This is a genomic window from Fulverythrobacter ferritrahens, assembly GCF_020539485.1.
GTDB classification, from domain to species: domain Bacteria; phylum Pseudomonadota; class Alphaproteobacteria; order Sphingomonadales; family Sphingomonadaceae; genus Andeanibacterium; species Andeanibacterium ferritrahens.
Genome location: NZ_JACDXU010000001.1, coordinates 1,590,326 through 1,609,493, shown reverse-complemented (window position 1 = coordinate 1,609,493; position 19,168 = coordinate 1,590,326). Strand labels below are relative to the sequence as shown.

The window sequence follows — 19,168 nt, the reverse complement described above, 5'->3', positions numbered from 1 at the left end:
GCCGTCCGGAGCCGGATGTGAACGAAACGCTGGTCCTGTTGCCGCCCGCAGTGGAACCGGGCCGGCTGGTGCGTTCCGCCGGGGAGGGGCGGCATGCCCTGTCGGGTGCCTCCATGGGCACGCATTGGTCGCTGGATTTGTCCGGCGATGCGGACCCGCAGGCGCTGGAGGCGCTGATAGAAGCCGAGCTCGGCGCGGTAATCCGGGAAATGAGCCAGTGGGAGCCGGAATCCGAGATTTCCCGCTTCAACCGGGCCGAAGCGGGAAGCTGGCGTGAATTATCGCTGGGCTTCTTTCATGTCCTGCGCGCAGGGCTGGCCATGGCGCGTGCGACTGGCGGGGCTTTCGATCCCACTTTGGGCGCCGTGGTGGATCTATGGGGTTTTGGCCCGGTAGCCGTGAAACACTTCCCGCCCTTGCCGGAAGAGCTCGAACAGGCGCGGGCGCAATCCGGCTGGGAGAAAATCGAGCTGGATGAAGTGAACCGGCGTGCGTGCCAGCCTGGTGGGTTACAGCTCGACTTTTCGGGTATCGCCAAGGGGCATGCGCTGGATCGCGTGGCCCGTGCGCTGGAGCAGGCTGGGTATCGGTCCTTCCTGTTCGAACTCGGCGGCGAATTGATCGCACGCGGCCTGAAGCCGGATGCCTTTCCGTGGTGGGTGGAACTGGAATTGCCACCCGGGGCGGAACTGGCCCCGATCCGCGTAGGCTTGCTGGATCTGGCGATTGCCACATCGGGCGATTATCGCCGCTATGTGGATATGGACGGCCGACGCATGGCCCATTCCATCGATCCGCGCAGCGGCGCGCCGCTTGTCGATGCTCCAGCTGCCGTCACGGTGCTTCATTCCGAATGCATGATCGCCGATGCGCTGGCCACCGCGATAATGGTCCTTGGCCGTGAGGCAGGCATGGCATTGGCGGAGCGGGCGCAGGTCGCGGCCATAGTCACGGAGAGGGATGGGCAGGGCTGGCAGCGCACGCTTTCCTCCTACGCACGGATGATGGCGGAATCGTGAGCGAGGGCATGCGCCTTCTGCTGGCAGGCCTGGCCTGCCTTGGCTGGCTTGCGCTGGTGGGCGGGACGCTATGGCGGCATCGCCTGCACCAGGCGGCTCCTGTCGCTCCCGGCGCGGTGCTGGTGATCTATGCCAGCCAGACCGGGACGGCAGCGGGCCTGGCAAAGGCAACTGCGGAGGCGTTGGAGGTTTCCGGTCGGTCGGTGGCACTGCGGTCGCTTGCGGCGGTTACGCCGGTGATGCTGGTGCAGGCGGGGGAGGCGCTGCTGATCGCGGCGACGACCGGTGAGGGCGATGCTCCCGACGATGCGGCAGGCTTCCTCGCGCGTTTTCATGCGGCAAAGCCGGACCTTTCGGGCCTGCACTATGCCGTTCTGGCGCTGGGCGACACGCATTACCGGCATTTCTGCGCCTTCGGCCACGCCCTGGACCGGCTTTTGCATGATGCGGGAGCGGTTCCGGTGGCGGATCTGGTGGAGGTCGATCAGGGTGATGCCGGGGCCTTGCGCCACTGGCAGCAGAATTTGCGATTGTTCGGCGCTTCCGCCGCCCTGCCGGACTGGGAATCCCCCCGTTATCGGCGCTGGGTGCTGGCTGGCCGCGAATTGCTCAATCCCGGGAGTGCTGGTGGGCCGATGTATCGCATCACGCTGACCTGCGAGGGCGAGATGCCCGGCTGGGCTGCGGGTGATATCGCAGAAGTCTATCCTGGCTCCGCGGAAGAAGCCTTCCTGCCCAAACCCCCGTTGCCACACCGCGATTATTCTCTCTCCACAGTCCCGCAGGAAGGCGAATTGGGGCTGGTCGTGCGCCTGTTCCGCGACGAGCAGGGCCGCAGCGGGCTGGGTTCCGGCTTCCTGTGCGAGACAGCGGAAATCGGTGCGGGCGTGGCGCTGCGCATTCGCTCCAATCCTCGCTTCCACACGCCGGCATCCCGGGTGCCGCTTGTGCTTATCGGCAATGGAACCGGCATTTCATCCCTGCGGGCGCATCTCAAGGCGCGCGAGCCGGGCACAAGCAACTGGCTGATTTATGGGGAACGCGATCCGCTGCATGACCGGCCCTTTGCCGCAGAGCTTGAAGGCTGGCAGAGATCAGGCCATCTGGCCCGTCTGGACCTTGCCTTTTCGCGCGCCGAGGAAGGGCTCTACGTTCAGGATGAAGTGCGGCGCGTGGCTGACATGCTGCGGGTCTGGGTGTCAGGCGATGCTGCAATCCTGCTGTGCGGCAGCGTTGCCATGGGAGAAGGTGTCGATGCCGCCCTGCGGGAGGTTTTGGGCGAGGCGGAAGTGAACGAGATGCTGGTGCAGGGGCGCTACAGCCGGGACATCTACTGAGGCGGCAGGAACAGCCGGTCCGGCCCGAGATCGGCGAGAGCAGCGCAACCCAGTTGCGCCATCGTGAGTTCCAGCTCGGCCCGCAGCAGATGGAGCATGTGGGCAACCCCGGCCAGCCCGGCGACGGCGAGCCCATGAATCTGCGGGCGGCCAAGCAGCACGGCGGAAGCGCCGAGAGCCAGCGCTTTTGCCACATCCGTGCCGCGCCTCACGCCGCCATCCAGCAGTAAGGGCGCCTCGCCCCCGGTCGCTTCGACAATGGCGGGCAGCACCTCCAGTGCGCTGGGCATTCCATCCAGAACGCGCCCCCCGTGGTTGGAGATTACCAGTCCGTCCACACCCATGGACAGGGCCTGCAAGGCATCGGGCGCAGCCATCACGCCTTTGACAAGCAGGGGCAGGGATGTCTGAGATCGCAGCCATTCCAGATCCCCCCAGCGGGGGGCCATATCGGCCAGAGGAGTGCCGAAGAGAATCCGTCCGCCTGCATCCGCAGTCTGGCGGCGGCGCGGCATGCCGCGCAAATTGGCTGCCTCCACGCCGGGAGGCAGGGTCAGCGTGGCGCGCTTGATGGAGGCATCTACGGTCAGCATTACCGCTTCATAGCCGGCGGCTTCCGCGCGCTGGACCAGTTCGGCCGAGAAATTCCGGTCTTCCTGCAGGTAGAGCTGGAACCACATCGGCGGCACCAGCATGCCCAATTCGCGCGCTGCGGCTCCAGCCGCCCCGGCGATCTCCTCAATGGTGAAGCTGGAAAGCGTGCTTATCACCATTCCCGTGCCCAATGCAGTCGCGGCGCGTATTGTGGCCAGTTCCCCTTCTGGGTGGACCAGCCGGTGATAGGCAACTGGGCCGAGCAGGATCGGGGATGCATGTCGGCGGCCAAACAGGTCCAGCGTGGTGTTTCCACCCCGGAGATCGGCAAGGATACGAGGCAGCAGGCGCGACCGGTCGAAGGCGCCTCGGTTTTCGGCCATTGTAATGTCGTCGCCCGTGCCTTCCTGGAGGTAAGCCCAGGCATCGGCGGCCATGTGTGCGGCGGCGCGCGCTTCATAGGCGGAGAGGCTGGATAGCCCGGGGGGGATCGCTGTTAGTGGAGGAAGCGGCTCGCTCATGTCTCCGACCAGCCACGCATCAGGTTGTGATAGGTATTGGTGAAACCGTCGATCGAGGGGTGGTCAGGGTGATCCGCGCAAAGCTGCTGGATCGCGCTGTCCAGTTCGAACAGCATGCACCGCTGGCGGTCGTCCCGGATAAGGCTCTGCGTCCAGAAGAAAGAGGCAAAGCGGGTGCCCGATGTTACAGGCGTTACACGGTGCAAGCTGCTTCCGGGATAGACGATCGCGTCTCCGGCAGGCAGTTTGACGCGCTTTTCTCCGAAAGTGTCCTCCACCACCAGTTCGCCGCCTTCATATTCATCGGGATCGCTGAAGAAGATCGTGGTCGAAACATCGGTCCGCACCCGCACAGGCGTTCCGGGGATGGGGAAGACGGCATTGTCCACATGGTTGCCATAGGTGCCCCCGCCTTCATAGCGGTTGAAGCGGGGCGGCAGGATGCGCAGCGGCAGGGCTGCGGCGATGAACAGCGGGGTTATGGAAAGCCGTTCCAGAATACGCTCCCCCAGTTGGCGGGCAACTGGGTGATCCAGCGGCAGTTGCAGATTGTCCTTCACGCTGACTGCCCGGTGCCCGGCCGTCACGCGCCCGTCCACCCATTCGGCGCTTTCCAGCAGCGCGCGGATTTCGCGGACTTCATCGGGCGAGAAGAGAGCTGGGATTTGCAGGAGCACGAAGGAGTCCTTACCGAAACGGGTGAGGCCCCGGTCTTAGCCGAGGCGCATCGCACTTGCCACCTTGCGGGGCGGCAAAGGGGTGGTCCGGGGCAGGGCTGGCAACTGCCCCGGACCGAGGAGATGCATCAGAAGTTGAAGTTCGCCGTCAGGATGGCGGAACGGCCGTCACCCGGAGTTGCCCAGCCATTGTTGCGAACACGAGTGAAATAAAGCTCGTCCGTGAAGTTCTTCACATTGAGCTGCAGGTTCACGCCCTTCGCCACATCATAGGCCAGGAAGGCATTATGGATGAGATAATCCTCCGTCTTGAACAGTGTCGCGGCGTTGTTGTTCAGATAGAAGCCGCCCTGGTAGGTCAGGCCATAACCGATGGTCAGGCCGAAGGGCAGGGCATAGGTGGTGAACAGGCTGCCCGAATGTTCCGGCGTGTTGGTCAGCGGATTGCCTGCCTGCGGGTCCAGCGTGCCGACCGGCGAGTTAAGTGCGATGCTGCGGATCACCTTGCTGTCCAGATAGGTGTAGTTCGCGGTGACCGCCCAGGCTGGAGTGATATGGCCCGAGGCGCTGAGGGCAATGCCGTTCACGCGCGAGCGGCCATCGAGCGGCTGGTCAGGAATGGCAGGATCGGCGGAGGCGACCTTATACTGATCGCGTTCGTTGCGGAACGCGGCAGCGGAAAGCAGCAGCCCGCCGTCGAACAGTTCAGCCTTGGCGCCGATCTCGTAATTGAGGGCGCTTTCCGGCTTCACGTTGCAGGTCGCAGCCGTGCAAGATCCGTTGACCGAGGTTTTGGACGGGGTCTTCGAATTGCCATAGGCGACATAAAGGCTGACCGTCTCGATTGGCTTGTAGACCAGGCCGATGCGGTAGGAGAACAGGTCATCCTCGTTCTCGAACTTGGTGCCGAGCGTCGTGGTGCCGGCGCTGGAAGCCGTCGCCCCGGCGATCGTGTCGGCGCGATACCAGCCCTTGTTGTGCTCGTAACGGATGCCGCCATTGATCTCGAATTGATCGGACAGCTTCATCGTGTCGAACAGATAGACGGCGTAGTTTTCAAGCTCGCCATTCTGCTTGGCCGTGGGGATGAAGTTGACAGGGCCAGTCCAGTAATTGCTGCCATAGGCATTGGCGTAGCCTGCCGGGCCCGGGACGATCTCGTCGGGGTTGGCGATGTTGATCAGCTGTGCGGTCGAAACCGCGCTGCCATCGGCATTGCGCGCCCAATTGCCGGTCAGCAGTTCGTACTTCTCCCAGCTCACTGCGCCGCCGAAGACGAGCGTGTGCTCGATTCCGCCAGTGTTGAAGGTGGCCGAAAGGTCGGTCTGGTTGAAGGCCAGCTGGTTGTGGGAATCGCGAGTGTTTCCGCGCGGGCCGCCCGCGAGGTAATAGCCTGCGGGTGTCGTTGCCGGGCAGGCCGCGCCGGTGGGCAGCTTGCCGTTGGCAAGGCACCAGGTGCCCTGCGGCGGGCTGACCATGGTCAGCTGCGTCACATCCTGCCAGCGGGTCAGGTTGCGGATCTTCAGCGTGTCGCTGAAATCATGCTCGAAGATCATGGTCGCTTGGTCGACATTGCTCTCCTGCGTGTCGACATTGCGATTGCCGTAATAGGAAGCGCGATCCACTCCCGGCAGCATCCCATCTGTCACCCCATTGTTGTAATAGGGCAGGCCATATTGCGGTGTGTTGGTATCTTCCTGATGGAAATATTGCAGCGTCAGCCTGGTGTCCTTCTCCATCCCGATGGTGACGGAGGGGGCCACGCCCCAACGGCTATATTCCTCGTAATCGCGGCCGGGAACGTCATTGCGGTGGGCCATGGCGTTGAGGCGGAAGGCGATCAGATCATTGGCGCGGACATTGATGTCCGCCGTGCCGCGCAGGTAATCCTCCGTGCCGACGCCCATGGTCGCGTTATATTCGGTATCGGCCTTGGGGCGCTTGGTGACGAGGTTGATCGAACCGCCGACCGAGCCTGAGCCGGCCGTTGCCGAATTGGCGCCATTGGTCACTTCGATCTGTTCCATGTTGAACGGATCGGTGCGGCTATATTGGGCACTGTCGCGCACGCCGTCGGTCGTGATGTCCGTATTGGCGGAATAGCCGCGCAGGTTGATGCTGTCGCCATAACCGCCGCCGCCCTCCCCTGCGCCGAAGGTGATGCCCGGAACGGTGGACAACATATCGCGCAGGGTCAGCAGGTTCTGCTGTTCGATCACTTCATTGGTCAGGATAGTGACGGTCTGCGGGGTATCGCGCACCGGACGAGTGGCCTTGGGGCTCTCCTGCCTGCGACCGGGTTCTTCGACGATTGCGCTATCGCTGACGGTAACGCCGCCCAGCGCGCGCGGCTCTTCCTGGGCTGCAGTCGAGTCCTGCGCATAGGCGGCCTGCGGCGCGAGCACCGAGCCGACACAGGACAGTGCGAGAAACGCGTGAGTCTTGGCGGCGCGCGAGGTGGGCTTGGTCATGAGGTTCCCTTTTCCCTGTTGAGACGTGATTTGCTGCGCTGCTATTGCGAATCGTTTGCAACGTCAATTAGGAATGATTTGCAGTAGTGATTTTTCTCTGCGGCATAGAAAGAGGCTTTGCAGGCAGGAGATTGGCTCGCCGATCTGGCGGAAATCCCCAATTCCTGGGGAGGCCCCGGCAGGGAGCGCGGATCAGTTCGTCAGTATGAAGGGAATGGTCACCTGGCCCTTGACCATTACGGGCGCGCCATCCCGCTTGAACGGCGCCCAGTGCCATTTTTTGACGGCGGAGAGCGCTGCCCTGTCCAGCCGGTCATATCCGCTGCTGCGCGCCACGGATATTTCCGCGACATCCCCCAAGGTGGATAGAAGAACAGCCAGCACGACAGTTCCTTGTTCCCGCTTGCGACGGGATTCGACCGGGTAGGAAGGTGGCTTCGCGGAGATAAGATTTCCCGAAAGGTCGCCGCCATCTGCCGGTCCGGCAGGGGCGACGGCGCGCGCAGCCGGTTGGGCGGGCGGGGCCGGGGGCGCTGGCGGAGCAACCGTGACCGGAGCCGGATTGGCCATGGCCAAGGCAGGCATGGGCACCACTGGGGCCGGAGCATCGACCGGCGGCACAGGTGCGATCATCTGCGGTTGGATCAGTGCTGCTTCTTCCGGCGCAGGCTTTTCCTTGCGGTCCTCAGGCTGCTTTTCGGGCAGAGTGTTCAACTCCACCACCGCAATACTGGTCCGCTCCTCTTTTTGAGCATTCACGTTCAGCATGAACAGCGAGGAAACCAGCAGTCCGGTGAACGCAACCGAGGCCAGCATGGCAACCGGCTTGCCGCCACGGGACGGCTCATAGGCAGCGGCATAGGCCGTCCGCCTTTCCATCACGATTTCCGGCTTGAAGGGCGCGTTCATTTCCGGCGTTCCAGAAGCAGCTATTGCGAGGCATTCGCATAAGCGTATGGCGCAGCCTCGTCCACATCTCATTGATATGAGTCAAGTGGCGAATTCGCGGTAGGTAGCCTTGCGGGCGGCCCTATTCGCTGTCGAACCGGCGCTTCAACTCGGCCAGCGCTCGATAGGCCTTCTGGAGATCCTTTTCGACCGAACTCAGGCTTACTCCCAGATCGCGGGCAATCGCGGCCTGACTCTGCTCTTCCAGTCGATAACGGCGAAACGCCTGGCTGACGCGCGGGCCGAGCTTGTCCAGAACTCTCTCCACCGCCTCCAGCCTCTCGCGCGCTATGAGGGCCCGTTCGCTCAGAGTGTCTTCATTTTGTGAGAATGCCGCCTCATGCCAATCGAACTGGCGCCGTGCGCGGCTGATCTGGGATCGGCGCATATCGCACATCAGATTATCGGCGGCGCGGAACAGATAGGAAAGCGGGTCTGCCAGCGGCTGGACGGGTGGCTTCCCGGCGCGCTGCCACAATTCCTGAAACAGGTCTTCCGCGTCTTCCCCCGCACCGCGCGCCGCAAGAAAACGCAGCAGGCGGGACCGCTCATTGATTGCCACCGCCTGCAGGCTGCTCGGGTTCACGGGCTTACCTCTGCTGTCTCTGCTGCCTTTGCGCGGGCGAAGGGGGAGATATGCCGCTCAAGCGGTTTTAGGGGCGCTGCATCCGGCAATATCTGGCGATAGCCGCCGGTCAGGAAGCCGAGCGGGTCCAGCGCCCGGCCGTCGCTGCGAACTTCGAAATGGAGATGGCTGCCGGTTGCCCGCCCGGTGGCGCCCATCAGCGCGATCCGTTCGCCTTGTTCTACTCTCATGCCCGGACGAACGAGGCTATGGGAGAGGTGGGCGTAGCGGGTGGCCAGCCCGTTGCCGTGTTCGATCTCCACCATCTCGCCATATCCGCCCCGCCATCCGGCAAAGCTGACGCGCCCGGCGGCTGCGGCATAGACGGCCGATCCGATGGGGCCGGGGATGTCGATTCCGCCATGGAGCCGCCGGCCGCCCTCGATGGGATCGGTGCGGTAGCCGTAATGGGAACTGAGGCGCGGCAGCGTGTGGGGGGCGGGCACGCGCTTCATGGAGGGCGCTTGTCTGTCTTCCTCGGGTTCCGGGGGATGGGCCGACCAATCCATCATTCGGGAGCGGAAGGCATTGCCGGCGGGCAACTCACCCGCTGGGCCGGTTTCACCCGCAAGTGCCGGGATTGGCTGGAAAATCAGCGCCAGCGCGATCGCGGAGGGAGCCAGAAGGCGAAGGGACATCTTCTACATAACGGAGACAATCGCCGCTTGCCTTGGCTCTGCCTGAAAAAATTGTCCGGTCGATTTTTCCTTTGAGGAATCCCGTCTCGCTCTCCGTCTTCGGGTTCAGACAGTCGTATTTCATCTTTGGAGCCTGCCAATGAATACCACCGAACGTGCGATGCTCGACATGCTCAAGAAGGGCCGCAACGAATATGGCGTCGTCGCCGTGAAGGCGGAGTTCGAAGCGGAAGGTACCCGCCCGGATGAACTGCTCCGCCTGCTGGAACTGGCGCATCGTGCTGATCTGGCCGTAGCGTTGAAGATCGGCGGCTGCGAGGCCGTATCCGATCTGCTGGCAGCGCGTCTTTACGGGGCGGATTACATCATCGCCCCGATGGTAGAGACGCCTTATGCGCTCTCCAAATTCGTGGATGCCCGCGCCAAGACCTGGGGCGAGGATGCAGCGAACGCCAAGTTCCTGTTCAATCTGGAAACAGCCACCACTCTGGGCAATCTCGATGCGATGATCCCCATTGCACGCCGCAACCTCGACGGTGTGGTGTTCGGCCGGGTCGATTTCACCCTTTCCAGGGATCTGTCGCGCAAGGACATCAATTCGCGCCAGATCAGCGATGCGGTGCTGATGGCGGCGCAGGCCTGCCGCGACAATGATCTGGAACTGGTCGTGGGCGGCGGCGTTTCGGCCGACGCGATCGAGGCCCTGCGTGAATTCCGCAAGATCCGGCTCGACCGCTTCGAAACCCGCAAGGTGGTGTTCGATGGCGGGGCAGCGGAATCCGCTCGCTTTGCCGATGGCCTTGCCAATGCCGTGCGTTTCGAACTCGCCTGGCTGGAAAACAAGCGCGATTATTATGGCGCCATCGCTGACGAAGATCTGACCCGCATCCGCATGATCCGCGAGCGTAGTGGCGCCCTGCTGGGTGAAGATGCGACTGCCCCGGTCAAGAGCCTGGCTGCGTGATCGCCATGTCGCTCCACCGCGAAGTCGGCCTGTTGATGGAGGCGGTTGCCCAGCGCGCGATCATTCCCCGCTTCCAGCGGCTGGCGGGGGGTGACGTGACTGAAAAGAGCCCCGGTGAAGTGGTGACCAGCGCCGATCTGGAAGCCGAAAGGCTGCTGGCGGAAGGGCTGGCGAATCTTTGCCCCGGCGCGCGTATCGTGGGTGAAGAGGCGGTTTCCGCCGATCCGGGGCTGCTTTCCGGCGTCGGGCAAGGGCTGGTCTGGCTAGTCGATCCGCTGGACGGCACCGCCAATTTCGCCGCCGGCCGGGCTCCCTTCGGGGTAATGGTGGCGCTGGTGGAAAATGGCGCGCCGCAGATGGGCTGGATGCTCGATGTCGTCACTGGCCGCATGTGCTTTGCCGCAGCGGGGCAGGGCGCCTTTATCGATGAGCAGCGCATCAGGGCTCATTCACCGGGTGCCCGCAGGCCGGTCGCCGCTCTGGGCACTCAGTTTCTCGATCCCCACCGGCGAGAGCATGTTCATGCTCACGCTTCCCGGCATTTCGAACGTGTCCCCATCCCGCGCTGCGCGGCGGAAAGCTATCCCCGACTGGTGCTGGGCGAGAACGATCTGGCCCTGTTCCAGCGTTCGCTTCCTTGGGATCACGCGGCCGGGGCGCTGTTTGTGAACGAGGCGGGCGGGCGGGTCACGCATTGGGATCGCTCCCCCTATCGCGTCGGCGGCAGCGGCACGGGAATTCTCGCCGCCAGCAGCCATCACTTGTGGGAATTCGGGGCTGAAGTGCTCCTCGGCGCCGAAGCGCGCCTCGCGAATATGGAAGAACTGATCCGATGAGTTTATGGCCTCGCAGGCTTACAGCAGGTCTGACATCCGTTGCATTGATGCTGTCGACGCATGCGGCAGCGCAGCTTGCCCTGCCGGTGGATACGTCCACTCAGCAGCAGGGATCGACGGGGCGTTCCGGCACGGCTGCAAGCACGCAGCAGGCGCCCAGCGTGCCTGCAGCCACTGTCACGCCCTATCAGCCCGAAATACTCGATGGCGAGCAGGCAATGCCGGATCAGGCGGGCGCGCAATCGTCACAGGCGGCCCCTCCCAAATTCCATACCAAGGCGCCCCTGCCGAGCGAGTTCGAAAGCTATGTCTCCGAAATGGCAGGCAAGCCCCTCCGTCGGTTCGGGGCCGAATTGCTCGTGCCGGGCTCACGCGATTTCACATCGCCGCCCACTGCGACGATCCCGCCCGATTATCGCATCAATCCGGGCGACCGTATCCGGCTGGCGCTGGCAGGCTCGGTACAAGCCAGCAATCTGCAACTGACGGTAGACAGCGAAGGGCGGATATTCGTTCCCAAGGTCGGCTCTGTGATGGTTGGCGGCGTGCGCTATGGCGATTTGCGCCAGGTGATCGGCAACGAGGTTTCGCGCCAGTACCGTTCCTTCGAGCTGGAAGTGAACGTGGCGCAGCTCAAGGGTGTGACCGTTTACGTCACCGGCTTTGCCGCTTCGCCCGGTTCCTTCACTGTCGGCAGCCTTTCCACGCTGGTCAATGCCGTCCTGGCGGCGGGTGGCCCTTCCTCCGGGGGCAGCTTCCGTTCGATCCAGCTGCGCCGCAATGGCGAACTGGTTTCCGATTTCGATCTCTATGATCTGCTGCTGAAGGGCGATCGCCGGGGTGACGCGGTGCTGCAAAACGGGGACGTGATCTATATCGCCCCCACGGGCGAGCAGGTGGCCGTGACCGGCAGCGTCAATCACGAAGCCATTTTCGAACTCGCTCCCGGCGAGACGCTGGCGGATGCTCTGATCTATGCGGGCGGGGTCAATACGATTGCGGACCGCAGCCGGCTGATGGTGTTCGATCCGCTGGGCCAGAGCGCTGCGGGGTGGGAAGAAATCTCCGCCGCCGATGCGCAGACCCGGCCCGCCAGGCGGGGCGAGGTAATCCGGGTGATCAGCAATGCCGGCATCGCCCGTCCGCTGCGCCAGCAATCGCTGCTGGTGACGATCGGCGGCGAAGTGGCGCGGCCGGGCCGTTATTATTTCACCCCCGGTACCACGCTGAACGATGTGTTGCAGCGCGCGGGCGGTTTGACGAGCGAGGCGTTCCCCTATGCCAGCGTCATCACGCGCGAGAGCGTGCGCCAGCAGCAAAAGGCCAGTTTCGAGCGCGCGATTCAGGATGTGGAGATGCTGCTCACCGCGCAGCCGCTCACTTCTGCTGACCGGGTGCAGCGGGTTCAGCCGGCGAATATCCAGCTGATCCGTTCGGTGGTCGATCAGATGCGCGAGCGTGAACCGACCGGGCGCCTGGTATTCGATCTGCCGGTCAATGCCACGGACCTGCCCGCCGATCTCGTGCTGGAGAATAACGATACGATCTACGTTCCCCCGCGGCCGGTAACGGTCGGCGTGTTCGGCGCGGTGCCGACCCCGGCTTCCTTTGCCTATGGTGACGGCCGCCGCATCCGCGACTATGTCGATCTGGCCGGCGGTATCCAGAAGATGGGCGACAAGGCCGAGATCTTCGTGGTTCGCGCCAATGGCACCGTGGTGGCCGAAGGGCGCGACACGCTGAAGGCCAAGGCGTTGCCCGGCGACCTGATATTCGTGCCGATCGATGCCAATCGTGGCGAGTTCTGGGCGCGGCTGCGGGATATTACCGGTAGCATCTTCGGCGGGCTGGTCGGCCTCGCTTCCGTGAAGTCGATTGTCGAATGAGCCGGGCCGAACAGATCCGGTCGGCATTGGCCGACCCGCGCAAGCGCCGTCGTGGCTATGCCGCGCTGATGCTGGTGGCGGCTGTGCTGTGCGTGGTGCCCGCGCCTTATGTCGCGCGTTCCAAGATCGTGCCGCAGGATGTGAACAGCCTTGGGCTGGGTAGCATGACCACCTCTTATGGCGGCGGATTTGCAGGCGTTGCCGCCTTGCTGGGCGGGGCCAAGCAGCCGGTGGACATGTATCTCGCCATGGCCCGCAGCAGCGAGGTGACGGGCGAAGTTATCCGGCGCCTCAAGCTCGTCGAGAAGGGCGAATATGGGAGCGAACGCGACGCCCGTATTGCCCTGGAGAATAAGGTGGACATCCACTCTCTCACCGGCGGCATCCTCGAAATCGAAACGCGGATGCATGATTCCGCTCAGGCAGAGGCGCTGACCAAGGCCTATAGCGAGGCCATCAGTGACCGGATCGTTTTGCTCGGCCGTGAGCGGACCGAACGCAAGCGCCGGATCATCGAGCAGCGCTTTGCCGATGCGTCGAACAGGGTGGCAAAGGCAGAGGCTGCGCTGGAGGCCTTCCGGCGCAAGAACAACCTTGCCGCGCCCGAAGCCCAGCTTGGCACGGAGATTTCCCTGCGTGCAGGCTTGCAGGCACAATTGCAGGCGAAGAAGGTGGAGCTTCAGACGCTGAGCGGCTTCTTGGGGCCGGAAAATCCCCGCCTCGTTGCCGTCCAGTCCGAGATTGCCTCGCTTCAGGGGCAGATTGCCCGCACGGCCGATCCCGCCACGGATGCGGCGGGGCCGAATGTCGCCGGTCTGTCGGCGGTTTCCGGGGAATATTTCGATCTCTATCGGGATTATCGCTTCGCCCAGGCGCTTTACGAAGTTTACTCCCGCTCGTCCGAGGAAGTGGCGGTAGAGACGCTGGCCGGGGATACGGCCACCGATGTGCAGGTGATCGAAGCCGCGCATCTCGATCCCGATCGCAAGTTCAACATTCCGGCCGTGGCGGCGCTGGCCCTCCTGGTGCTGATGGCGCTCTTTACCGAGCTTTATGCCCCGGCCACAGGCATTCGCTTGCCCTGGCTTTCCCGCAGGGGTGAGGGAGAGGCGCAGTGACCGGGCGCGAGCAGCCTCCCGAACTCTCGATTGTCATTCCCTGCTTCAACGAGGAGGAGAATGTCCGGGCGATCTGCGCGGCGGTGACCGCGCAGGCGGAAATGTTCGTCGCTTCCCATGAGATCGTGCTGATCGACAATTGCTCGACCGACGATACGCGTACGATCATTCGGGAATTGTGCCGGGAAGATCGCCGCATTCGGGCGATCTTCAACAGCCGCAATTATGGCCAGATGCGCAGCCCCACTTACGGCATCTACCAGGCGAGCGGGCGGGCCGTGATCGGTATGTGCGCCGATTTCCAGGACCCGCCGGAAATGATCGGCCGCTTCGTGGAGGAATGGCGCAAGGGGGCACAGATTGTGCTGGCCCAGCGGCGCAGCGAGCCCACTTCGGTGCTGATGCGCCTGATCCGGGATGGCGGATATGCCTTCCTCGCGCGCTTCGGGGATCATCCGATCATTCCGGGCGCGACCGGCTTCGGCCTGTATGATCGCAAGGTAGTGGATGCACTGGCCGAATGGAACGAGCCTGAGCCGTTCTTCCGGGGGATGCTGCTGGAAGTCGGCTTTCGCCTTGCCGTCATTCCTTTCGACCGCCCCTCGCGCGCTGCGGGGGAGAGCAAGAACAGTTTCCGTACTCTCTTCACTTTCGCCATGTCGGCGCTGGCCGGATCGACGCGGTCGCTGCTTCGCCTGCCGCTTTTCGCCTCCGCCTTCTTTGCGTTGATGACCGTAGGGCTGGCCTTGGCCGCGCTCATTGCGCTGGCGATGGGCGGACCGGCAGGGGAACTGGCCCTCGCAGGTCTCGCCGTAGCGGGCATGACCCTGATCCTGCTATCCATCGGGCTGGTGGCCGAACAGGTCCGCCTGCTCAGCGAGCGCAGCCGCAACGTGCCGCTGGTGATTGAGGACGAGCGGATCAATTTCCCGGCACGCGCACGATGATCGCGAGGGAGGGGAGTGGGGAGCGTCGGCTCTGGCCGCTGATCGTGGAGATTCTGCTGGCCCTTGCGGTGCTGGGCAGCCTTGGCTTCACGGCTTTCCAGTTCCAGCGTCTTGGATATCTGCCCCAGCCCTTCGTGCTCGACACCAACGACACGTTCATGGACTGGTTCAACACTGCCTATTGGGCGAATAATCGCGGAATCTACGATGTCTGGCGGAGCATCTATCCGCCGCTCTCTTTCGTGTTCCTGGACATGTTCAGCTTGGACCAGTGCTATCACCTGTCGCCCTTCTATGCGCGGGATTGCGACTGGCTGGGCAGGGCCGCGCTGCTGGGCTTCTATCTGCTGGATGTAGTGCTGGTCTGGCTCGCGCTGCGCCGGATTGATCGGATTACTGCAACCTGGCGGACAATCGCCCTCGGGCTGGGTCTGCCGCTGCTTTTCACGCTGGAGCGGGGGAACCTGATCCTTGTCTGCTTCGCCTGTTTCGTACTCGCACATGGGCCCTTGCTGCGATCCCCCTTGCTGCGCGGCCTGGCGGCAGCGGTGACGATCAATTTCAAGCCCTATCTGGTGCTGCCAGTTTTCGAACTGGCCTTGCGTCGGCGCTGGCGCGCTCTGGAACTGGCCGGGATCGCCACTGTGGCGCTGTATCTCATTTCACTTGCATGGGTGGGATCAGGCACACCGGGTGAACTGGCGTCCAACACTGCCAATTGGGTCGTATTCCAGAGCGGGCAGGTGTGGAACGAGATCAATTACTCCACCAGCTACACCCCCTTCCTGAACATGCGGCAGGCGCAGGTGCCGCTGCTGGAATTCGTATCCTCCCGCGTGATCGAGCGGATCGAGTTCTTCGTGCCTCTCGCCATACGCGCCACACAGCTTGTGGCGCTGGCGGCGCTGGCGGCGGCATGGCTTCAGCCAAGGGCGCTGCCGGCCAGCCGGATCGCGGCCATCTTGCTCGGCGCCTATCTCGTTACCCAGTCGCCCGGCGGATATACGCAGCTGTTCCTGCTGTTCCTGGTGTTTCTGGAGCCGATGCGGCGGCTGGGGCCTTCTATCGCGATCCTGTGCGCCTATGTGCTCTGTCTGGTGGGCGATGTGATGCTGGCATCGGTGCTGCAGATCACCAGTAATAGCTGGCTGAGCGAGCGCACTGTCAGCCCCGAATTCGGCCTGACCTATGGCCATTTCGTGCGGCCTGCGCTGATCATCGCCATCGTCTGGGCCCTGTCGCTGGACGCCATTGCGCAGGTCGCGCGGGCCCATGCGAAATACCGCCCCTCCCTCGGGCTGGTCGCCACAGGAGCGAAGGCATGATCGTGCAGCAGGACATCGCGGCACTTGTGCAGGCTCTGGCGCCGGTCTGGCCCAAACTGGAGGGCGCGCGCATCTTCATGACCGGGGGCACCGGCTTCATCGGGCGCTGGATGCTGGAAGCGCTCGCCGCCGCACCGGTCAGGGCGGAGGTGGTTCTGCTCAGCCGCGATCCAGTGCGTTTCGCGCGGACTTCGCCGCATCTTGCGCGCCGGTTCGAGATGATCGCAGGCGATACGGCCAGCTTTGCATTCCCTTCAGGCCGGTTCACTCACATGATCCACGGCGCCACCGATGCCAGTGCGGAACTGACTGCGAACGATCCGCGCCGCATGTTCGACACGATTTTGGGTGGAACCCGCCGGACGCTGGATTTTGCGCTGGAAAGCGGGGCGGGGCGCTACCTCTTCATGAGTTCTGGCGCGGTCTATGGCGCGCAACCGCCGGACATTTCCCACGTGTCCGAGGACTATGCGGGCGCGCCCGACATGCGCGACCCGAAATCTTCCTATGCTGAGGGCAAGCGCGCGGCGGAGACGTTATGCGCCATCTATGGCCACCAGTTCGGGCTAGACACGGTCAGCGCGCGGATTTTCGCCCTGCTGGGGCCGATGTTGCCGCTCGATCTCCATTTCGCGGCGGGCAACTTCATTCGCGATGTGATGGAGGGCCGCCGCATCCGGGTGGAAAGCTCGGGCCAGGCGGTGCGATCCTATCTTTATTCGGCGGACCTTGCCGCATGGTTGTGGACCATGCTGGCCGATGCCCCCGCCGGGGCGGCCTATAATTGCGGGTCGGAAGAGGCGATCTCAATCGCCGATCTCGCCCGGCTGACCGCCGAAGTGCTCGGCGGGCCCGGCGTGGATGTGCTGGGCCGGGCCGATCCGGGCTGGAATCCCGGCCGCTATGTACCTTCGACTGCGGCGATCCGCCGCGACCTTGGCCTGCGCGCCACGGTGCCTCTGGCAGAGGCGATCCGGCGCACGGCCCTTGCCAATGGATGGACCAAGTGAGCACGATCAAACTTTCCGACTGGGTGGCGCAGACGCTGGTGGAGCATGGCATTGCCGATGTCTTCATGCTGACCGGCGGCGGGGCGATGCACCTCAACCATTCGCTGGGCACGCATCCGGGCCTGAAGACCACTTTCACTCACCACGAACAGGCGCTGGCCATGGCGGCAGAGGCCTATTACCGGCTGACCAACAGGCTGGCGGTGGTGAATGTCACCTCCGGCCCCGGCGGAACCAATGCGATCACCGGCGTCTATGGCGCCTATGTCGATTCCATCGGCATGGTGGTGATTTCCGGCCAGGTGAAGATGGAAACCACGGTGCGCCACACCGGCCTGCCGCTGCGCCAATATGGCGACCAGGAACTGGATATCGAGCCGATTGTCCGCCCGGTCACGAAATATGCAGTGATGGTCACCGATCCGCGCTCGATCCGCTACCACCTCGAAAAGGCGATCTATCTGGCGAAAAGCGGCCGGCCCGGCCCGGTATGGCTGGATATTCCGCTGGACGTGCAGGCAGCGAAGATCGATCCTGACGATCTGCTGCCCGGTTTCGATCCGGTTGAGCTGGACGAACCGTGGAAGCAGACCGATCTGCCCGCTTCGGCAGCAGCCATCCTCGCGCTGGTCGCCTCGGCCAGGCGGCCGGTCGTCTTCGCGGGCGGGGGGGTGCGGCTGAGCGGCGCGCATGAGCTGTTCCTCCAGCTGATCGAGAAGCTCGGTATTCCGGTCGTCACGGGCTGGAACGCGCATGATGCGCTGTGGACCGATCATCCACTCAATTGCGGCAAGCCCGGCACCGTGGGGGACCGGGGCGGGAACATGGTGACGCAAAGCGCTGATCTGCTGCTGGTGCTCGGCAGCCGGCTCAATATCCGGCAGGTAAGCTATAATTGGCGGAGCTTCGCGCGTGAGGCGTTCAAGATCTGGGTGGACATCGATCCGCTGGAACTGCGCAAGCCCAGTGTCGTGCCCGACATGCCGATAGTCGCCGATCTGGCGGACCTGCTCCCCGAATTGCTGGCCGCCGCCTATGAAGGGCCAACCGAGGCCCACAAGGAATGGCTGGAATGGTCGCGGGAGCGCGTGCGGCGCTTCCCGGTGGTCCAGCCCGAATATCTCAGCCATTCGCAGCTGATGCACCCCTATGTCGCGCTGGACGAGGTGTTCAGCCAGCTGGGGGATGACGATGTGGTGGTCACCGGCAATGGCAGCGCCTGCGTGATCGGGTTCCAGACGGCCCATATCCGGCAGGGACAGCGGCTGTGGACCAATTCGGGTTGCGCCACCATGGGCTATGATCTGCCCGCCGCCATCGGCGTATGCGCGGCCACAGGAGGTACGCGCCGGGTGGTTGCGCTCGCGGGCGACGGCAGCATCATGATGAACCTGCAGGAGATGCAGACGATTGCCGGTTATGGCCTGCCGGTGAAGGTCTTCGTGATCAACAATTCGGGTTATGTCTCGATCTTCCAGACGCACCGCAATTTCTTCAACGGGGTCGAAGTGGGCGGCGGGCCCAAGAGCAACGTCACCTTCCCGGAATTCTCGCGGCTGGCCGATGCCTTCGGCTTCGCCTATTTCAGTGCCCGCTCCCACAACGAACTGCCCGGTGCCGTCTCTGCCGCGTTGGCCACGGAAGGCCCGGTTCTGTGCGAACTGTTCGTGGATGAGGATGTGTCTTTCGCACCCAAGCTGGGCGCGAAGTCTCATCCCGACGGGCGCATTACCTCGCCCGCGCTGGAAGACCTCTCGCCCTTCCTCCCGCGCGAGGTGCTGCGCGAGAACATGCGGATCGAGCTGATGGAAGACGAATGAGCAAGGCAGCGCTCCTCGGCAGCCGGCCCTTCCGCTTCCTGGTGGCAGGGGGCGTGAACACCGCGCTCGGACTGGCGTTCTATCCGGCGCTGGTCTGGCTCGTGCCCTATTTCCATGAGCATTATTTGCAGGCGCTGGGTATCGCGCAAGTGGTCTGCCTGCTGTTCGCCTTCTTCACCTACAAGCTGGGCGTGTTTCGCACACAGGGCAATGTGGTGCAGGAATTCGTCACTTTTTCCAGCTTCTACGTCATCAACTACGCGGCGAACTGGGCGGTTTTGCCCGTGCTGGTGGAACTGGGCGGAGTGCGCCCGGACATCGCGCAGATCGGTTTCACCGCCATCGTGATCTTCGGCAGCTATTTCTGGCACAGCCGCTTCAGCTTCCGACGCAGGGAGGATTGAACTTGTCGGGTTTTCTGCAGCGTTCATG

General features: G+C 63.6%; 17 protein-coding genes. 11 read left to right on the top strand and 6 right to left on the bottom strand.

Annotated elements, in window-relative coordinates; genetic code table 11:
- Positions 1–17: 17 nt before the first annotated feature.
- Together H0274_RS07665 and H0274_RS07660 are read left to right on the top strand one after the other, a co-directional pair.
- Complete coding sequence (locus H0274_RS07665; RefSeq protein WP_226794322.1) at positions 18–1,019, top strand: FAD:protein FMN transferase; 1,002 nt, start codon at positions 18–20, stop codon at positions 1,017–1,019.
- Complete coding sequence (locus H0274_RS07660) at positions 1,016–2,356, top strand: sulfite reductase subunit alpha (RefSeq protein WP_226794321.1); 1,341 nt, start codon at positions 1,016–1,018, stop codon at positions 2,354–2,356. The genes H0274_RS07665 and H0274_RS07660 overlap by 4 nt, the downstream gene beginning before the upstream one ends.
- Here the strand turns inward: H0274_RS07660 and H0274_RS07655 are convergent.
- The 6 genes from H0274_RS07655 to H0274_RS07630 all read right to left on the bottom strand — a co-directional run bounded on the left by H0274_RS07655 (position 2,350) and on the right by H0274_RS07630 (position 8,830).
- The gene (locus tag H0274_RS07655; RefSeq protein ID WP_226794320.1) at positions 2,350–3,471 is read right to left on the bottom strand and encodes an alpha-hydroxy acid oxidase; all 1,122 of its coding nucleotides are present in this window, start codon (positions 3,469–3,471) and stop codon (positions 2,350–2,352) included. The two genes, H0274_RS07660 and H0274_RS07655, sit on opposite strands and share 7 nt — an antisense overlap.
- Positions 3,468–4,148: a Fe2+-dependent dioxygenase gene (locus H0274_RS07650; RefSeq protein WP_226794319.1), complete on the bottom strand. Its 681-nt coding sequence runs from the start codon at positions 4,146–4,148 to the stop codon at positions 3,468–3,470. Before H0274_RS07650 ends, H0274_RS07655 begins: the two co-directional genes overlap by 4 nt.
- 128 nt (positions 4,149–4,276) lie before the next feature.
- Complete coding sequence (locus H0274_RS07645; protein WP_226794318.1) at positions 4,277–6,619, bottom strand: TonB-dependent receptor; 2,343 nt, start codon at positions 6,617–6,619, stop codon at positions 4,277–4,279.
- 192 nt (positions 6,620–6,811) lie between these two features.
- A complete protein-coding gene (locus H0274_RS07640; RefSeq protein WP_226794317.1) occupies positions 6,812–7,528 on the bottom strand; it encodes an energy transducer TonB in 717 nt (238 codons plus the stop codon).
- Positions 7,529–7,649: 121 nt separating this feature from the next.
- Positions 7,650–8,153 carry an RNA polymerase sigma factor gene (locus tag H0274_RS07635; RefSeq protein ID WP_226794316.1) on the bottom strand — a complete coding sequence of 168 codons (504 nt, stop codon included), beginning with the start codon at positions 8,151–8,153 and terminating at the stop codon, positions 7,650–7,652.
- Positions 8,150–8,830 carry a M23 family metallopeptidase gene (locus H0274_RS07630; protein ID WP_226794315.1) on the bottom strand — a complete coding sequence of 227 codons (681 nt, stop codon included), beginning with the start codon at positions 8,828–8,830 and terminating at the stop codon, positions 8,150–8,152. Before H0274_RS07630 ends, H0274_RS07635 begins: the two co-directional genes overlap by 4 nt.
- Before the next feature lie 139 nt (positions 8,831–8,969).
- On the opposite strand from H0274_RS07630, the gene H0274_RS07625 reads away from it, so the two are divergent.
- The 9 genes from H0274_RS07625 to H0274_RS07585 are packed head-to-tail and all read left to right on the top strand — an operon-like array spanning position 8,970 to position 19,140.
- Complete coding sequence (locus H0274_RS07625) at positions 8,970–9,794, top strand: aldolase/citrate lyase family protein (protein WP_226794314.1); 825 nt, start codon at positions 8,970–8,972, stop codon at positions 9,792–9,794.
- Positions 9,795–9,799: 5 nt separating this feature from the next.
- Positions 9,800–10,630 carry an inositol monophosphatase family protein gene (locus H0274_RS07620; protein WP_226794470.1) on the top strand — a complete coding sequence of 277 codons (831 nt, stop codon included), beginning with the start codon at positions 9,800–9,802 and terminating at the stop codon, positions 10,628–10,630.
- Positions 10,631–10,677: 47 nt separating this feature from the next.
- The gene (locus H0274_RS07615; RefSeq protein ID WP_226794313.1) at positions 10,678–12,516 is read left to right on the top strand and encodes an SLBB domain-containing protein; all 1,839 of its coding nucleotides are present in this window, start codon (positions 10,678–10,680) and stop codon (positions 12,514–12,516) included.
- On the top strand, positions 12,513–13,634 hold the full coding sequence (locus H0274_RS07610) for a capsule biosynthesis protein (protein ID WP_226794312.1): 1,122 nt from the start codon (positions 12,513–12,515) through the stop codon (positions 13,632–13,634). The genes H0274_RS07615 and H0274_RS07610 overlap by 4 nt, the downstream gene beginning before the upstream one ends.
- Positions 13,631–14,581 (top strand): glycosyltransferase family 2 protein, encoded by a 951-nt coding sequence (locus tag H0274_RS07605; protein ID WP_226794311.1) that lies wholly within the window; start codon positions 13,631–13,633, stop codon positions 14,579–14,581. The genes H0274_RS07610 and H0274_RS07605 overlap by 4 nt, the downstream gene beginning before the upstream one ends.
- A complete protein-coding gene (locus tag H0274_RS07600) occupies positions 14,578–15,906 on the top strand; it encodes a glycosyltransferase family 87 protein (RefSeq protein WP_226794310.1) in 1,329 nt (442 codons plus the stop codon). Before H0274_RS07605 ends, H0274_RS07600 begins: the two co-directional genes overlap by 4 nt.
- Entirely contained in the window at positions 15,903–16,916 is a 1,014-nt protein-coding gene (locus H0274_RS07595; protein ID WP_226794309.1) for an NAD-dependent epimerase/dehydratase family protein, read from the top strand. Before H0274_RS07600 ends, H0274_RS07595 begins: the two co-directional genes overlap by 4 nt.
- Positions 16,913–18,736, top strand: a complete 1,824-nt coding sequence (locus H0274_RS07590) for a thiamine pyrophosphate-binding protein (RefSeq protein WP_413463467.1) — start codon at positions 16,913–16,915, stop codon at positions 18,734–18,736. The genes H0274_RS07595 and H0274_RS07590 overlap by 4 nt, the downstream gene beginning before the upstream one ends.
- The gene (locus tag H0274_RS07585) at positions 18,733–19,140 is read left to right on the top strand and encodes a GtrA family protein (protein WP_226794307.1); all 408 of its coding nucleotides are present in this window, start codon (positions 18,733–18,735) and stop codon (positions 19,138–19,140) included. Before H0274_RS07590 ends, H0274_RS07585 begins: the two co-directional genes overlap by 4 nt.
- The last annotated feature ends 28 nt before the right edge of the window (positions 19,141–19,168 follow it).

Bases quoted from the DNA above. Each gene is read 5' to 3' on its own strand.
- H0274_RS07595 (WP_226794309.1), top strand. From the start codon at position 15,903: ATGATCGTGCAGCAGGACATCGCGGCACTTGTGCAGGCTCTGGCGCCG.
- H0274_RS07610 (WP_226794312.1), top strand. From the start codon at position 12,513: ATGAGCCGGGCCGAACAGATCCGGTCGGCATTGGCCGACCCGCGCAAG.
- H0274_RS07625 (WP_226794314.1), top strand. From the start codon at position 8,970: ATGAATACCACCGAACGTGCGATGCTCGACATGCTCAAGAAGGGCCGC.
- H0274_RS07615 (WP_226794313.1), top strand. From the start codon at position 10,678: ATGCTGTCGACGCATGCGGCAGCGCAGCTTGCCCTGCCGGTGGATACG.
- H0274_RS07585 (WP_226794307.1), top strand. From the start codon at position 18,733: ATGAGCAAGGCAGCGCTCCTCGGCAGCCGGCCCTTCCGCTTCCTGGTG.
- H0274_RS07640 (WP_226794317.1), bottom strand. From the start codon at position 7,528: ATGAACGCGCCCTTCAAGCCGGAAATCGTGATGGAAAGGCGGACGGCC.
- H0274_RS07600 (WP_226794310.1), top strand. From the start codon at position 14,578: ATGATCGCGAGGGAGGGGAGTGGGGAGCGTCGGCTCTGGCCGCTGATC.
- H0274_RS07655 (WP_226794320.1), bottom strand. From the start codon at position 3,471: ATGAGCGAGCCGCTTCCTCCACTAACAGCGATCCCCCCCGGGCTATCC.
- H0274_RS07630 (WP_226794315.1), bottom strand. From the start codon at position 8,830: ATGTCCCTTCGCCTTCTGGCTCCCTCCGCGATCGCGCTGGCGCTGATT.
- H0274_RS07645 (WP_226794318.1), bottom strand. From the start codon at position 6,619: ATGACCAAGCCCACCTCGCGCGCCGCCAAGACTCACGCGTTTCTCGCA.
- H0274_RS07620 (WP_226794470.1), top strand. From the start codon at position 9,800: ATGTCGCTCCACCGCGAAGTCGGCCTGTTGATGGAGGCGGTTGCCCAG.